The sequence below is a fragment of the Brevibacillus sp. LEMMJ03 genome (assembly GCF_007197875.1).
GTDB lineage: Bacteria > Bacillota > Bacilli > Brevibacillales > Brevibacillaceae > Brevibacillus > Brevibacillus thermoruber.
Map to the genome: position 1 here is coordinate 149,591 of NZ_VKJN01000008.1, position 15,207 is coordinate 164,797.

General features: G+C 61.8%; 16 protein-coding genes and 1 other RNA gene. 5 read left to right on the top strand and 12 right to left on the bottom strand.

The genetic code is table 11. The annotated features are described in order from the left end of the window. Window positions 1-70: 70 nt before the first annotated feature. The 9 genes from rsmB to FOI68_RS12340 all read right to left on the bottom strand — a co-directional run bounded on the left by rsmB (window position 71) and on the right by FOI68_RS12340 (window position 8,703). Window positions 71-1,417: a 16S rRNA (cytosine(967)-C(5))-methyltransferase RsmB gene (gene rsmB / locus FOI68_RS12300; protein WP_035294969.1), complete on the bottom strand. Its 1,347-nt coding sequence runs from the start codon at window positions 1,415-1,417 to the stop codon at window positions 71-73. A gap of 3 nt (window positions 1,418-1,420) precedes the next feature. Beyond that, the gene (gene fmt / locus FOI68_RS12305) at window positions 1,421-2,371 is read right to left on the bottom strand and encodes a methionyl-tRNA formyltransferase (protein ID WP_029100057.1); all 951 of its coding nucleotides are present in this window, start codon (window positions 2,369-2,371) and stop codon (window positions 1,421-1,423) included. 6 nt (window positions 2,372-2,377) lie between these two features. Further along, window positions 2,378-2,854 carry a peptide deformylase gene (gene def, locus FOI68_RS12310; protein ID WP_029100056.1) on the bottom strand — a complete coding sequence of 159 codons (477 nt, stop codon included), beginning with the start codon at window positions 2,852-2,854 and terminating at the stop codon, window positions 2,378-2,380. Window positions 2,855-2,869: 15 nt separating this feature from the next. Further along, entirely contained in the window at window positions 2,870-5,305 is a 2,436-nt protein-coding gene (gene priA / locus FOI68_RS12315; protein ID WP_143863344.1) for a primosomal protein N', read from the bottom strand. Then, the gene (gene coaBC / locus FOI68_RS12320; protein ID WP_143863345.1) at window positions 5,302-6,537 is read right to left on the bottom strand and encodes a bifunctional phosphopantothenoylcysteine decarboxylase/phosphopantothenate--cysteine ligase CoaBC; all 1,236 of its coding nucleotides are present in this window, start codon (window positions 6,535-6,537) and stop codon (window positions 5,302-5,304) included. The genes priA and coaBC overlap by 4 nt, the downstream gene beginning before the upstream one ends. 148 nt (window positions 6,538-6,685) lie before the next feature. Further along, on the bottom strand, window positions 6,686-6,892 hold the full coding sequence (gene rpoZ / locus FOI68_RS12325; RefSeq protein ID WP_029100053.1) for a DNA-directed RNA polymerase subunit omega: 207 nt from the start codon (window positions 6,890-6,892) through the stop codon (window positions 6,686-6,688). A 3-nt stretch (window positions 6,893-6,895) separates the two neighbouring features. Next, on the bottom strand, window positions 6,896-7,510 hold the full coding sequence (gmk, locus tag FOI68_RS12330) for a guanylate kinase (protein ID WP_029100052.1): 615 nt from the start codon (window positions 7,508-7,510) through the stop codon (window positions 6,896-6,898). 19 nt (window positions 7,511-7,529) lie between these two features. Next, entirely contained in the window at window positions 7,530-7,790 is a 261-nt protein-coding gene (remA, locus tag FOI68_RS12335; RefSeq protein ID WP_015891999.1) for an extracellular matrix/biofilm regulator RemA, read from the bottom strand. Window positions 7,791-7,815: 25 nt separating this feature from the next. Continuing rightward, window positions 7,816-8,703, bottom strand: a complete 888-nt coding sequence (locus tag FOI68_RS12340; RefSeq protein ID WP_029100051.1) for a YicC/YloC family endoribonuclease — start codon at window positions 8,701-8,703, stop codon at window positions 7,816-7,818. Between the two features lie 192 nt (window positions 8,704-8,895). Between FOI68_RS12340 and FOI68_RS12345 the strand changes: the two genes are divergently transcribed. The 3 genes from FOI68_RS12345 to FOI68_RS12355 are packed head-to-tail and all read left to right on the top strand — an operon-like array spanning window position 8,896 to window position 11,458. After that, window positions 8,896-10,635, top strand: coding sequence for an Rqc2 family fibronectin-binding protein (locus tag FOI68_RS12345; RefSeq protein WP_143863346.1), 1,740 nt, complete (start codon window positions 8,896-8,898; stop codon window positions 10,633-10,635). A 34-nt stretch (window positions 10,636-10,669) separates the two neighbouring features. Further along, window positions 10,670-11,014: a DUF2512 family protein gene (locus FOI68_RS12350; protein WP_044899476.1), complete on the top strand. Its 345-nt coding sequence runs from the start codon at window positions 10,670-10,672 to the stop codon at window positions 11,012-11,014. A gap of 33 nt (window positions 11,015-11,047) precedes the next feature. Further along, complete coding sequence (locus FOI68_RS12355) at window positions 11,048-11,458, top strand: hypothetical protein (protein ID WP_143863347.1); 411 nt, start codon at window positions 11,048-11,050, stop codon at window positions 11,456-11,458. Between the two features lie 229 nt (window positions 11,459-11,687). Here FOI68_RS12355 and ssrS read toward each other — a convergent pair. Next, a non-coding RNA gene (ssrS, locus tag FOI68_RS12360) (6S RNA) lies at window positions 11,688-11,882 on the bottom strand. Between the two features lie 237 nt (window positions 11,883-12,119). On the opposite strand from ssrS, the gene FOI68_RS12365 reads away from it, so the two are divergent. Both FOI68_RS12365 and FOI68_RS12370 read left to right on the top strand, forming a co-directional pair. Continuing rightward, window positions 12,120-12,554 carry a hypothetical protein gene (locus FOI68_RS12365; RefSeq protein ID WP_255433455.1) on the top strand — a complete coding sequence of 145 codons (435 nt, stop codon included), beginning with the start codon at window positions 12,120-12,122 and terminating at the stop codon, window positions 12,552-12,554. Window positions 12,555-12,762: 208 nt separating this feature from the next. Then, window positions 12,763-13,170 carry a Gmad2 immunoglobulin-like domain-containing protein gene (locus FOI68_RS12370; protein ID WP_081904117.1) on the top strand — a complete coding sequence of 136 codons (408 nt, stop codon included), beginning with the start codon at window positions 12,763-12,765 and terminating at the stop codon, window positions 13,168-13,170. Window positions 13,171-13,200: 30 nt separating this feature from the next. Here FOI68_RS12370 and FOI68_RS12375 read toward each other — a convergent pair whose 3' ends face one another. Continuing rightward, on the bottom strand, window positions 13,201-13,971 hold the full coding sequence (locus tag FOI68_RS12375) for an enoyl-CoA hydratase/isomerase family protein (RefSeq protein ID WP_143863348.1): 771 nt from the start codon (window positions 13,969-13,971) through the stop codon (window positions 13,201-13,203). 19 nt (window positions 13,972-13,990) lie between these two features. Beyond that, window positions 13,991-15,157, bottom strand: a complete 1,167-nt coding sequence (locus tag FOI68_RS12380; protein ID WP_143863349.1) for a CaiB/BaiF CoA transferase family protein — start codon at window positions 15,155-15,157, stop codon at window positions 13,991-13,993. Window positions 15,158-15,207 lie beyond the last annotated feature (50 nt).

Here is a 15,207-nt window from a genome sequence, read left to right on the forward strand (position 1 = left end):
AACCAAACGGCAGGGACGCAAACAACAGCGAAGGAGCGGCCATCCGCTGACGGAGTGCCACCCCTTCACGCTACCCTTTTCGTTTCAGACGGGCGATAAAAAATCCGTCGCTGTCAAAGTGATGCGGCAGCACCTGCACGTATCCCGCGCGGCCGTCCAGACGCTCCCGCGCCGCTGTCGGCAGGTCCTGGGCCAGCGTTTCGTCCAGCGCGAACTCCGGATGCTCGGCCACAAACCGGCGCACCACCGACTGGTTTTCCTCCGGTTCGATGGTGCAGGTGCTGTACACCAGGAGGCCGCCCGGCGCCAGCATCCCCGCCACCCGTTCCAGCAGCCGGTACTGCAGGTCGGCGATCGCCTCCACGTCGGCCGGGGTTTTGTTCCATTTCAGGTCAGGCTTGCGCCGGATCACGCCAAATCCGGAGCACGGCGCGTCCAGGAGAATCCGGTCAAACGCGCCCAGCCCCCTGTCCGGCAGTTCGAGCGCGTCGCTCGTGATCGGCGTAATGATCGAGATGCCCAGCCTGTCGGCGTTCTCCGCAATCAGCTCCCGCTTGTGCGGATGGACGTCGCTCGCCACGATCTCTCCCCGGTTCTGCATCAGCTCCGCCAGATGCGTCGTCTTTCCGCCCGGAGCGGCGCAGGCGTCCAGCACCCGCATGCCCGGCTGGACGGCCAGCGCCGGCGCGACGAGCATGGAGCTTTCGTCCTGCACGGTGAAGTACCCTTCGCGGAACCAGCGGGTCCCCGCCGCATGCCCGCCGGGAAACAGGATGCCGTGCGGGCTGAGCGGCGACGGGGCGGCGTCCGGATACTCCTCCCGCAGCCGTTCCAGCAGTTCGTCCCGCGTCAGTTTCAGCGTATTGACGCGAACGGACGCCCGCGGGGGGCGGTTGTTGCTCGCACAGATGGCCCGCGTCTCCGCTTCGCCGTACGTCTCGATCCAGCGGCGCACCAGCCATTCCGGGTGGGACTCTTCTACCGCCAGCCGGCGCGCAGCGTCTCCCTCCGGCAGGCGCTCCCACACGTCAGGCTGCCGCAGCACGTTGCGCAGCACGCCGTTTACCATCGACGCGATGCCCTGGTGCCCTCTCCGCTTGGCGATTTCCACCGCTTCGTGCACCGCGGCCCGCGCCGGAATCCGGTCCAGGTAGCGAATCTGGTACAGGCTAAGCCGCAGCAGGTTGCGCACCCAAAGCTGCACCTTTTTGCCGCGGACAAAGTGGGCGAGCACCTCGTCCAGCGTCAGCCGCCGCTGAATCGTGCCGTAGACCAGCTCCGTCACCAGTCCGGCGTCGGGAGCGCGCAGCTCCCCGCGCTCCAGGACGTGCTTCAGCTCCAGATTGCTGTACGACTTGTGTTGCTCCACCCTGTTCAGGACGTCCAGGGCGATCTCGCGCGCTCCCTTGTGTGCCACGTGTTATTCTCCTACCTTTGTGCCGATTTCAATGCCGCTGCCTGCGCCGCGCAAAAAGTCGCGCGCGCTCATCCGCTTCTTTCCTTCCGGCTGCAGTTCGGTAATCTTCACCGCGCCGCTGCCGCAGGCCACGACCAGCCCGTCCTCTTCCCGGGCGACAATCGTGCCGGGCTCCGCCAACTGACCGTCGTCCGCCTGCATTTCCACCCACCAGAGCTTCCACACCTTGCCGCCATAGGTGGTAAAGGCGACAGGCCAGGGGTTGAGGCCGCGCACCTGGTTGTACACCTGCCGCGCCGTCCGGGTCCAGTCGACCCGCTCATCCGCCCGTTTGAGCGTAGGCGCATACGTCGCGGCCTCGTGATCCTGCGGCTCAGGCACGATCTCTCCGGCCAACAGCTTCGGCACGGTCTCCACCAGCAGCTTGGCGCCGGCAGCCGCCAGCTTGTCAAACAGGGTGCCGGCCGTATCCCGTTCGTCAATCGGCACGACCACGCGGGAGAGCATGTCGCCCGCGTCCAGCGCCTCCACCATGTACATGATCGTCACGCCCGACTCGGTTTCGCCCTCCACAATCGCCTTGTGGATCGGCGCTCCTCCCCGGTACTTGGGCAGTAGCGAGGCGTGCACGTTGATGCAGCCGTAGCGGGGCGCGTCCAGCAAACGCTTCGGCAAAATCTGGCCGTACGCGGCCGTCACGATTAGATCAGGCTCCAGCGCGAGCACCTGTGCCAGCGCCTCGTCCGCCTTGATCTTCTCCGGCTGCAGCACCGGGATGCCGAGGCGCAGCGCCGCTTCCTTCACCGGCGGCGGCGTCAGCACCTGCTTGCGCCCCACAGGCCGGTCAGGCTGCGTCACGGCGGCGACGACCCGGTATCCCTCCGCCGCCAGCGCTTCCAGGCTGGGGACGGCAAAGTCGGGCGTTCCCATAAACAGTATGCGCACGTCTTTCAAAACGGTTTATTCCCCTTCCTCTTCCTTGCTGATCGGATAGACGCGGTCGGCGATGTCGATGAACAGGACGCCGTTGAGATGGTCGATTTCGTGCTGGGCGCAGCGGGACAAGAGGTCGTCCGCTTCCATTTCAAACACGTTGCCGTACCGGTCCTGTCCCCTGAGCTTGATCCATTTGTGACGGCGCACATCGCCGCGCAGACCGGGGATGCTGAGGCAGCCTTCCGGGTAGTCGAACTGCTCCCCTTCGAAGGCGATGATCTCCGGATTGACCACCTCGATCAGGCCGTCCCCGCAGTCCATGACGATGACGCGCTTCGAAACGCCCACCTGGGGCGCGGCCAGGCCGACGCCGTCCGCGTCGTACATGGTCTCCGCCATGTCGTCCAGCAGCTTGTGCAGGTTGGCGTTGAATTTGGTGACCACTGCCGCTTTTTCCCGCAGGATCGGATCAGGGTGTTTGACGATTGTGCGAATAGCCATTGGTTGTAATCCTCCCTAAAGCAGTACGTGCGGATCGACGTCGATCGTCATCAGCACCTTCTGCTGTTTGTTCCCTTCTTCAAAGACGTCCACGGCCTGGGCCAGCAGGTCGGACAGCCGAGGCTCATCCCGATATTTTAACATGATCTGGAACCGAAATCTATCTTTGATCCGCGGAATCGGCGACGCCACCGGTCCCAGCAGGATCGTCGTCTCCGCCAGCCGCGGCCGGAGAAAATCGGCCACGGTATGAGCCGCCCGGATGACGACGGGCACCTCTTCATGCGAAAAGGTGAGCAGCACCAGCCGGTAGTACGGCGGATAGCCGGTCCGCCTGCGCTGCATCATCTCCTCGCGGTAAAACGACGGGTAGTCGTGCCGGGTGGCATGGACGATGCTGTAGTGCTCCGGCGTGTAGGTCTGGATGACCACATCCCCTTCCAGTTCGTGCCGCCCGGCCCGTCCGCCCACCTGGGTCAGCAGTTGGAACGTCTTTTCCGCCGCGCGGAAATCGGGCAGGTGCAGCGACGTGTCCGCCGCGATGACGCCGACCAGCGTCACGCGGGGAAAGTCCAGCCCCTTGGCAATCATTTGCGTGCCCAGCAGCACGTCTCCCTGCCCGGTGCGAAACTTGTGCAGAAGCTCCTCGTGCGCCCCTTTGCGGGAGGTGGTGTCCACGTCCATGCGGATGACGCGGATGCCCGGGAACAGCCGGGCCAGCTCCGCCTCCACTTTTTGCGTGCCCGTCCCGAAAAAGCGGATGTGCTCGCTCTGACACTCCGGACAGTGGGCGGGCTGCACGATCGTATAGCCGCAGTAGTGGCAGCGGGCGGTGTGGTTGGTCTTGTGGTACGTCAGCGAAATGTCGCAGTGCACGCAGCGGAGCGTGTAGCCGCAGGAGCGGCACATGACAAAGGTGGAAAAGCCGCGCCGGTTCAAAAACAGCACCATCTGCTCCTGTTTGGCCAGCCTGTCGCCGATCATCTCGTACAGCAGGCGGCTGAACATCGACCGGTTCTCCGCGCGCAGTTCTTCCCGCATGTCGACGACGTGGACGCGCGGCAGCGGCCGGCTGCCGACCCGCTCCGGCATCTCCAGGAGCGTGTAGCGGCCGCGGGCAGCCAGCGCGTACGTCTCCAGGGAAGGCGTGGCGCTGCCCATCAGCACCACGGCGCCGTTTTCCCGCGCCCGCCAAAGCGCCACCTCCCGCGCGTGGTAGCGCGGCGTCTCCTCCTGTTTGTAGGAACTCTCGTGCTCCTCGTCGATCACGATCAGCCCGACGTTTTGAAACGGGGCAAAGACGGCCGAGCGCGCCCCCACCACCACTTTTACCTGCCGGCGGATGATTTTGCGCCACTCGTCGTACCGCTCTCCCTGGGAAAGCGCGCTGTGCAGCACGGCCACGTCGGCCCCGAACCGCGCCTTGAACCGTTCCACCATCTGCGGCGTCAAGCTGATCTCGGGAACGAGAAAAATCGCCTCCCGCCCCGCGGCCAGCGTCCGTTCGATCGCTTCCAGGTACACTTCGGTCTTGCCGCTGCCGGTCACCCCGTGCAGCAAAAACGCACCGTACGCGCCCGCTTCGATCTGATCGCAAATCGGCTTCAGCGCCGCCTCCTGCTGCGGGGTGAAGGACGGCTTTTCACCGCCGGCAAAGCGCTTGTGCGCATACGGGTCGCGGTAGACCTCCACCTGCTCGATCGCGACCCAGCCCCGCTGCTCCAGACTTTTCAACGGGGAGCGGGTGATGCCCAGCTCGTCTCGCAGCGTCTGCACGGAAAACGACTGCCCCTCGTGCGCGGCAAACAGCTCCAGCACCCGCCGCATCTGCTCCGCCCGCGCCGGCAGGGAGCGGATCGCGGAAGCCAGCTCCGCTCCCTCCAGCAGGCAGCGGACAAACGACTGCTGCTTGCGGGTGATCCGGTCCCTCACCTGGTATTCCGTCGCCAACAGGCCGCTTGCGATCCACCCCGGCACCAGCATCGCCTCGTCGGGAAAGCGCTTTTCCGCCTCGGCGAGCGGCAGCTGCCGCTTTCGGTACACTTCCCACAGCAGGGCGGACTGTCCGCAGGCCGTCTCATCCAAGAGGTCGGTGGCCGCCAGCCACTTTTCCGATCGGCCCTTCAGCACGGCGGGAATCATCGCCTGCATCGCCGTCACCCACGGACACAAATACTGGCGGGACATCCACTCGCCCAAGCGGATCAGCTCGGCGGTCAGCGGCGGCGTATCGTCCATCACCTGTTCCACATCCCGAAGCCGTCCGGCCGCGGCCGCCTCCTCCGGCTGGTCGGTTACGTCCACCACATACCCCTGCAGCTTCCGGGGGCCAAACGGCACGACCACGCGGCTGCCGACCCGCACCAGTGGACGGAGCCAGGGCGGTATCCGGTAGTCAAACGGGCGGTTGGTGCGGTTGACCGGCACGTCCACCACGATCCGGGCGATCATAACGCGTCAGACAGCGGCCGGTGCGCCATTTTGACCAGGATCGCGTCGAACAGTTTGTCCGCCACGTCCCGCTTGCTCAGCTTTTCCAGCGCCGCCTGCTCCCCTTCCCGCGTCAGCAGCGTGACGATGTTGGTGTCGCTGCCCATGCCCGCGCCTTCCATCAGCACGTCGTTGGCCACGATCATGTCCAGGTTCTTCCGCTCCAGCTTGGCCTTCGCGTGGGCCAGCACGTCCTGCGTCTCGGCCGCAAAGCCGACCACGTACTGGTCCGTCTTCCGCCGGCCCACCTCCTGCAGGATGTCCGGCGCCTTTTCCAGCTCCAGCACCAGCGGGCCGTCTCCTTTTTTCATCTTATGCGCATGGACCGTCTTCGGCCGGTAGTCGGATACCGCCGCCGACTTGATCACGATGTCGGCGTCCAGCAAATACCGCATGACCGCGTCGTACATCTCCTGCACCGATTCCACCGGGACAAACTCGACACCGGCCGGCTTGGGCAGCGACGTCGGTCCGCTGATCAGCACCACGTCCGCCCCTCTGTCCCGCGCCGCTTCCGCGATGGCATATCCCATCTTGCCGGAGGCGTGGTTGGTGATGTAGCGGACCGGGTCGATTTTTTCCCGCGTCGGCCCCGCCGTCACCAGCACCCGTCTGCCGGCGAGGTCGCGGGGGTTCTCCTTCTGTTCGGCAAACAGGCGGATGACCGCTTCGACGATCTCCTCCGGTTCGGCCAACCGCCCTTTGCCGATCCAGCCGCATGCCAGCAAGCCTTCGCCCGGCTCGACGAAGCGACAGCCGTACTCCGCCAGCCGCCGCATGTTGGCCGTCACCGCGGGATGGCCGTACATGTTGACGTTCATCGCCGGAGCCAGCATCACCGGCGCTTTGGTGGCGAGAACGGTCGTCGTCAGCATGTCGTCGGCGATGCCGTTCGCCATTTTGCCGATGACGTTGGCCGTGGCGGGGGCGATCAGCACGAGGTCGGCCCGGTCGGCCAGCTCGATGTGGCTGATCACCGCGGGGTCCGGCTCCTGAAACATGTCGGTGTACACCTGCTGGTGGGAGAGCGCCTGAAAGGTGAGCGGCTGCACAAACTGCATGGCGCTCGCCGTCAGGATGACGTGTACCTGCGCTCCCGCCTGGGTCAGCTTGCTGGTCAGCGCCGCCGCCTTGTACGCGGCGATGCCTCCCGAAACGCCCAGCACGATTCGTTTTCCTTGCAGAGGAAGCATGTCTCGGTTGTCCTCCCTTTTTAGTCGGTCGGCCAAACGGCCAGACCGGCGTGGTTGCGTCCGTCACGACGAAAGACCGGTGCCGCTGCGAAAAAAAACAACCTGCGTGAGGTTGTTTGTAAGCAAAAACGCGGTAACAAGGCCGCTCTTATTTGCGGACGTCGGTGTATTCGTAGATGACCTGGTCGGCGATCAGCTCTTCCAGCGCCAGGCCGACGAACTTTTTGGACTTCGGTTTTTCCACCTGGACGGCGCTGTTTTCGCGAAGCTGGCGGGCCCGTTTGGACGCGATGGTGACCAGGGTGTACTTGCTTTCCACTTTTTCGGTCAGTTTGTCAATCGACGGATACAGCATGGATTATTTGACCTCCTCAAGCCATTTGCGGTACTTGTGAATTTGGCGTTCCTTTTTCAAGTGCTCGGCGGTGATGATCGACCGGATGCGTTCGCAGGCGCAGTCGATCACGTCGTTGACCACCACGTAGTCGTACTGATCCATCAGCTCGATCTCCTGGCGGGCCATCTCCATGCGGTGACGGATCGTCTCTTCCGTCTCCGTTCCCCGTCCGACGATCCGGTTTTCCAGTTCGGCCAGATCGGGCGGCGCGAGGAACAGAAAAACCCCCTGGGGAAACTTTTTCTTCACCTGCAGGGCGCCCTGCACCTCGATTTCCAGAATCACGTCGCGCCCTTTTGCCAGCATCTCTTCCACAAACAGGCGCGGCGTACCGTAGTAATTGCCGACGTATTCCGCCCACTCCAGCAGTTCGTCCTGCTCGATCATCCGGCGGAACTCTTCTTTTGTTTTGAAAAAGTAGTTAACCCCTTCCACTTCTCCGGCCCGCGGCGCCCGCGTGGTGGCGGAAACGGAATAGACCAGATCCGGCATGCGCTCGCGAAGCGCTTTGCAGACCGTTCCCTTGCCGACGCCAGACGGCCCCGAAAGAACCAAAAGGAGACCGCTATCGCCCATCGTATGTCTTCACTCCTGCCTATTCGTCCGATTCGTCGTCTTTTGTCGTCAGCCGCTGCGCCACGGTTTCCGGCTGGACCGCGGACAGGATGACGTGATCGCTGTCCGTGATGATGACCGCCCGCGTGCGCCTCCCGTACGTCGCGTCCACCAGCATGTTGCGGTCGCGCGCTTCCTGGATGATCCGCTTGATCGGCGCTGATTCGGGACTGACGATGGATATGATGCGGTTGGCGTTGACGATGTTGCCAAACCCGATATTGATCAGCTTGATTGCCATGACGGCCCCGTCCATCCTTTCATCGCTACTCGATGTTCTGAACCTGCTCTCTCATTTTTTCCAGTTCCGTCTTGATCTCGACGGCCAATCGCTGGATGGGCAGGTGATTGGCCTTGGAAGCGATCGTGTTGGCTTCCCGGTTCATCTCCTGCAGCAGAAAGTCCAGCTTGCGCCCGACCGCTTCTTCCCTGCCCAACTGTTCCGCAAACTGGGAGCAGTGGCTCGTAAGACGGGTCACTTCTTCACTGATGTCGGAACGGTCGGCCAAAAAGGCCGCTTCCTGCGCAAGGCGCTGCGCGTCCAGTTCAAACGGAGCAGTTTCGGCCCATTCGGCCATGCGCTGATGCAGACGGCTGCGGTACTCGTCGACGACCAGCGGCGCCATTTGTCCGATTTCCTGTGTCCAGGCGGTGATCCGGGCAAGCCGCTGTTCCAAATCCGCCTGAAGCTGCAGCCCTTCCTTCCGCTTCATGGACAGCAAGTCTTCCGCCGCTTCCCGGCACGCCGCAAGCAGCCACTCGGCCGCCTGCTCGGCGTCCGCTTCCGCCACGTCCCGGTTTTGCACCACACCGGGCAGGAGCAGCAAGTCCTTGGCGGTTAACGGCGACTGCAGCGAAAAGCGCTCGTTCATCTCCCGCGCCGCCGACACGTACTGCTCCGCGACGGCCCAGTCGATGGCAATTCCCTGCCCCGTCAGGCCGCCGGCATCCACGGTGACGGCCACATCGACGCGGCCTCGCCGGACGTATTGGCCCACAAGCTTGCGCACCGGCTCCTCAAGCATGCCCCAGGCCTTGGGCAAGCGAACAAGGATTTCGCAGAAACGATGGTTCACCGCGCGCATCTCCACAGTGAGCCGCAGCGAACCGTACATCCCTTCTCTTCGGCCGTACCCGGTCATGCTTCGGACCATGGTTCTCACTTCCATAGACGTAAAATCGTTAATTTATTATAGGAGACAACTCTTGACAGTGTCAACCGAAGCCGGGGCGGGGACAAGCCGATTCCGCCGTGGTACGCTTTGTGATACACTGTCACTGACGCTTTTGAGACAGGCGCGAAAGTGGATTCGTGCAGGATTTCTGCACACGTGAGGTGAGCACTTGTGGCATTTGACGGAATTGTAACCCGTGCCGTCGTGCGGGAATTGCAAAAACTGGCGGGCGGACGGATCGCCAAAATCCATCAGCCCCATCACAGCGATATCGTCATGCAGATCCGGGCACAGGGGGAGACGGTGAAGCTGCTGCTTTCCGCCAACCCGACCTATCCCCGGCTGCATGTGACCACCGAAGAGTTTACCAATCCGCAGGAAGCCCCGATGTTTTGCATGCTGCTCCGAAAGCACTGCGAAGGCGGGCTGATCGAGGCAATCGAACAGGTGGACATGGAGCGGATCGTCCACATCGACATTCGCACCCGCGACGAACTGGGAGACACGGCGCGGCGGCGGATCGTCATGGAAATCATGGGCAAGCACAGCAACATCATCCTGCTCGATCCGGCCAGCGGCACCATCCTGGACAGCGCCGTGCACGTGACCCCGGCGATCAGCCAATACCGGCAGGTCCTGCCCGGCCGTTCGTACGTCTCCCCGCCCAGCCAGGAGAAGCGGGACCCGCTTGCCGTTACGGAACAGGCGTTCATCACGGCGATCGACTGGAACGGCGGTCGGCTGGACCGACAGTTGGTGGACGCCTTCACCGGGATCAGTCCCCTTTTGGCGAAAGAGATCGTCCACCGGGCGGGCCTGCCGACGCGGGAAGCGTTGTGGCGCGCCTTTTCTTCCGTGATGGAAGCGGTCAGACAGCACCGCTATGCGCCGATGATCGCGGAAGGCCGGGAGAAAACGCAGTTTCACGTGGTGGAACTGACCCATCTGACGGACGCCTCCACGACCTCCTTTTCCTCCGCAAGCGAATGCCTGCAGGCGTTTTACGCCGTCAAGGCGCAGCGGGACACGGTCAAGCAGAAGGTGCACGACCTGATCCGCATCGTCACCAGCGAACGGAACAAAAACGAGAAGAAAATCGAAAAGCTGGAGCAGACCTTGGCGGAAGCGAAGGATGCGGAGATTTTCCGGCTGTACGGCGAACTGATCACCGCCCACATGCACCAGCTCAAGCGGGGCGATACCGTCCTGGAGGCGGTCAACTGGTACGACGAAGCGGGCGGCACAGTGACCATTCCGCTCGACCCGTTGAAGACGCCGTCGGAAAATCTGCAGGCGTATTACAAACGGTACAACAAGGCCAAAAACAGCCTGCAGATCGTGGAAGACCAAATCCGGCAGGCGCGCGAAGAGATCGTCTATCTGGACGGCCTGCTCGTCCAGTTGGAGCACGCCTCGCTGCAGGAAGCAGAAGAAATCCGCGAAGAGCTGGCGGAACAGGGGTACGTGCGCAGCCGGCAGAAACGGGCGAACAAAAAGAAAAAGGACGCCCGCCCCGAACTGGACGCCTACACGTCCAGCGACGGCACGGAGATTCTCGTGGGCAAGAACAACAAGCAAAATGACTACCTGACCAACAAGCTGGCCGCGCCTCACGACACGTGGCTGCACACCAAGGAGATCCCCGGTTCCCACGTCGTCATCCGCTCCCGCCAGGTCTCGGAACAAACCCTGCGGGAAGCGGCCGTCCTCGCCGCTTACTACAGCAAGGCGCAGCACGGCAGCCAGGTGCCGGTCGACTACACGCTGGTCAAGCACGTGAAAAAACCGAGCGGCGCCAAGCCCGGCTTCGTCATCTACGAACAGCAGCGGACGCTTTACGTCACCCCCGACGAAGCGCTGGTCCGCCGGCTGAAGGCGAACAACCGCGCGGCGCATAGCGAGACTAGCTAGGTTCATACTAAGAGCATGAAAGGAGGGTTCGTTCTTGAACATCCTGCTCAAGCTCTTGGTAAACGGCATCATCGCGGTGCCGGGGCTGCTGTGGTCGGGAACGTCGCTTTCGTTTGCGCTGGTCACCAGCGCCGTCGTCAGCCTGGTGGCCTACGGGCTGGGTGATGCCGTCATCCTGCCGCGGACCAACAATACATTCGCCAGCACGGCCGATTTCGCGCTTGTGTTTGCCCTGTTCTGGCTGGCCGCGTTTGTGTTTGCGCAGCCCTTTCGGCTGTCCGGACTGTTTTTGACGGCCTTTGCCATTTCCGTTGCGGAATACTTTTTTCACGACTATTTGCAGCGACACGGGGTCCATCACACCAAGCACCCCGGCTGACGCCCCACCATTGACATGCGAAGGAGGATCGGGATGAACGTCATCGGGATCATCCAGACAGATTTGAACGAGTTTAACGTTCTGTTTGTACCGGACCAGAACAGCGGCCAGAACGGAGCACAACAGGGTCAGCAGGACCAGCAGAGTCAGCAGGGCCAGCAGAACCAGGCCAGTCAGGACAACGACTCCCTGTTTCTCGATTTCCTGGAGGACCAGACTGGCGGACAGAATCAGGGGGCAGCCGGAAATCAGCAGAGCGGTCCGCAGGAAATGACCGTCCGGATCAAAGGCATTCCGGAGGGGCAAAAAGCGAACTTTTTGCAGATGTACCAGATCCTTCAGGACGCCAAGGACACCCGTGATCTGGAACAGTCGCTGACCATCGTCAACCAGGGAGACCCGCAGCAGAATCAGGGAGCGGGCGGCTCCGGCGGACAGCAATAAGCCCGATCCCCACAGGACCGGGTGCTCGAAGGAACCGCGACGCCTCCGGCAAACACCCCGGCCCGCTGCCTGCCAGGAAACCCTTCCGGCCCATTCCAGTCGGACACGCGGTTTCTTTTATGGGCAGCAGGACTTCCTTGCGGATCACGCAAAAAACCTGGAACGGTAACGTCCCAGGTTTTTTCGTGATCGAATCGTATATGTCCAGCTACTGCCGTTTTCCAAAGGAAAAGCCCCCGCTCTGCCGTCCGGCCTCATGTTTCTGTAACCTGCTCTCACACAGGTGGGTGACCCGTCCGCGTTTCTGCCTTCCCATGCGTCCCAAGACGGGAGGTGGGCCTGACATACGGCGCGAAGTTCTGTCTCCCTCGAAACACTCATAAGGTTAGAAACATTCGTGGCCTCACGTACATCGCAGGATCTTTACATTTCTAACTCTACCACAGATGGCTTCACTTCTCAACGGATAATCTTTCACCTTTTGCATATTCGCCGAAAGACTTGGTTGCGCCGTGCACGATGCCGTTCTTTCAGGAAAAGCGGCCATGTGCAGGAACGCTGCTGATTTTTGATGGGACCAAACGAATGTCCTATCATTTATTTAGGAGAAAAACGCGTTGGGAGGTTTTTCACAAGACGCGCATCAAAGAAGGAGGATTCCATGCGAAAAAAGGTGGAAAAAACGTTATTCGGGTTATGGGCAGGTGAATTATTCGCTGTTGTTTGTTTTGCCTTGCTGTGGTTGATCTATGCACAACAGTTTGAGTGGGCAGAACCCTATGTAACGTCATGGCCGTCTGTCTATGCGTTTGCCTTGCTGGAATTTATCTTGCTTCAAGGAAGTTATTATTGGTTTGTTAAATGGAAACAAGTGCGGCGAGGCTGTTTCTCCCATTTGCCTGATCGTCACCTTCGACTTTTCCATGTCTTCAAAAAAATCAACCTTTTCCTGATTGCGATCGGACTGCTGTTCTTGATTTATCATTGGAAGGTTTTTCCCGTTGATTTTTATTGGTTTGTCTTTCTCTACGTGTTTGCCATTCTTGAATATATCAATTACTACCGCATGCGGCTGTCCTATCAAACCATAGACTAAATAAAAGATTTCCTCCGTCAACGGGGATTCCGGCGTTCGAAACTGGCAAGTGAATGGAAAACCCGCTCATGATGTGATCCGGAGTTTTCGCTCAACATGATTCTACCATCGCCTCTCTGTTCGGGCGGACGCCGCGCATCAACCGGATAGGAACGGGACAAACGGGTCATGCTACAAACAAAACCCACCCGTATGGAGGCATCACGCGATGAAAAAGAACGTGTTTCGTGCGTGGTTGATCGTCTGCTGGCTGGGATGCGTCTCTGCGCTTCCCCCGGCCGCCGGTGCCGCCGGCATTCCGCCAGCGCCAAGGAGCCAACAGGGGTACGGCAACGATGCGTTCCGCAATATCACGGTCAGCAAGACCGACGCCCGCCAATACGTCGTCAAGGGAGAAGCCCGCGTCTTCGAAGGCAATGTCCGCTACGTGGTCACGGACGGGGCGACCACCCTGATCAACAGTTTCGTCACGGCCAGCCGCGGCGGCCTGGCATGGGGCTCCTATGAACTCAACCTGAACCTGCCCGGAAGCAAGCAGCCGCTGACCTTGATTCTGTTTGAAGAAATCGCGCAGACGGGCGCCCGCCGTCACGAACTGAAAATTCCGCTTCCCTGACGAAAAAAACGCCGAGGCTTCGGCGTTTTTTCACGTTCGCTTCATTTTTGCCCGAACCAGCGATTCAAACGCGGGATGCATGATCAACGCGGGCTGCTGCTCCTTTTCCCAGGCCAGCGACTGCGCCAGATTCATCTCCAGGCAAGCGGTCAAACCCGCTTTGGTGACGGCCAGCGCATGACGGGGCAAGCGGCGAAGGGCACTGATCAACAGCTGCGCCTCCTGCTCGATCTCGGCCGCATCCACGGCTTTGTAAATCAAGCCGATCCGCTCCGCTTCGCTGCCGGAGATCTTTTCGCCGAGCAGCGCCAATCGTTTGGCCTGGGCCATGCCAACCAGGCGCGGCAGCAGATAGGTGCCGCCGAAATCGGTGGTCAGGCCGATCTGGACAAACGGCTCCTGCAGCACGGCTTCCCGGGCGGCGATGACAAAGTCGGCGTGAAGCGCCAGATTGAGGCCCGCCCCTACCGCCGCCCCTTCGATCAGGGCGATGACCGGCTTGGGCATGTGATGGAGCTGCGTCAGAAACGCGTTGATCACCGTCAGCGACTCGTCCGCCTGGGCGGGGTCGCGCAGCGCTCCCAGTATGCTCAAATCGGCCCCCGAGCAGAAGTTGCCACCGGCGCCGCGCAGAAGCACCACCTCGGCAGCCGGTTCAGCGGCGGCTCGGGCAATCGCGTCTCTCAGCAGCGAAAACATCTCCAGCGTCAGCGCGTTCAGCACCCGCGGACGATTGAGCGTAATCGTCCAGACGCCCTCCCGCAGGTCGGTTTGGATCGGCAAGTCTTGTCTGTGTTCCATCACGGGTTTTCTCCTTTCGTTACGACGTACGCCGCGGGATGACGCCTTCCTGTTCCAAGCGGGTCAATTCGTCATCCGTCAGGTTCAGCTTGGCTTTCAGCACGTCGCGGGTGTCTCCCCCGCAGCGTGGAGGAGGCATCATGCCGTCCAGCGGGCGGGTTCGTTCCACGCGCACCTGCAGCGTCTCCGCCCCGGCCCCGTACGGCAGGGTAAAGGCGGCTTCCCGGCTGGCGACATACGCGCTGCCGCTCCAGGTGTCCATCTCCTCCACGGCGGTCAGGCAGCAGTCTACTTCGCTCCCCAGCTCGCTCCACTCCGCCTGTGTCCGAGACAGAAACAGGGTTTTCATTTCCTCAAATACGTCCGGGTGGTCGGCAATCAACGCGCCGTGCAGGGTCTCCCAGTCTTCCCGTCCAACCGCCCGGCAGAAGTTGTGCCAGAACTTTTCTTCCAGCGCCGCCAGCGCGACGTACTTGCCGTCCGCGCTCTCGTACACCTGGTAGGCCAGCATTCCCTTCAGGAATTGGCCCATCGCCTTCGCCTGCCCGTCATGGGCGAGCAGGGCGTGCAGTCCCATCCAGGAGGAGAGCACGTCCACCGAAGCGACGTCCAGGTAGGCGCCCTGTCCGTGTCGGCATTGCCGAACCAGCGCGGCACAAATCTGCTCGGCCGCGTACAGGCCCACGGCGTAATCGGCGATCGGCACTTCCGAGGGGACCGGCCTGCCCTCGCTGTCGCGGGTCGCCGAAAGAAACCCGCTGATCGCCTGGTAGTTGAGGTCGTGGCCGCCCAACTGGTGCATGTCCCCCGTCTGGCCGTATCCGGTAACCGAGCAGTACACCAGCGAAGGATGGACAGCGGACAGGCTGTCGTAGTCCAGCCCGAGGTGGCGCATCACGCCCGGACGGAAGCTCTCCACCACCACGTCGGCACGGCTGGCCAGGGCAAAAGCCAAGGCCCTGCCCGCTTCGGTATGCAAGTTCAGCGCTACGCTCCGCTTGTTGCGATTGGAGCTTAAAAACAGCGCGCCCGTCTCCCCGATCCGCGGCCCCAGCGAACGGCCGGGATCTCCCGCAGGATGGGCTTCCACCTTGATTACTTCCGCCCCCAGGTCGGCCAGCCTCATCGTGCAAAACGGCCCGGGGAGATGGCGTGAAAAATCGACAACCGTGATCCCTGTCAACATGCGGTTACCGCCCCCTTCCACCCTTGGTACATGCATGGTATTTCGTGATG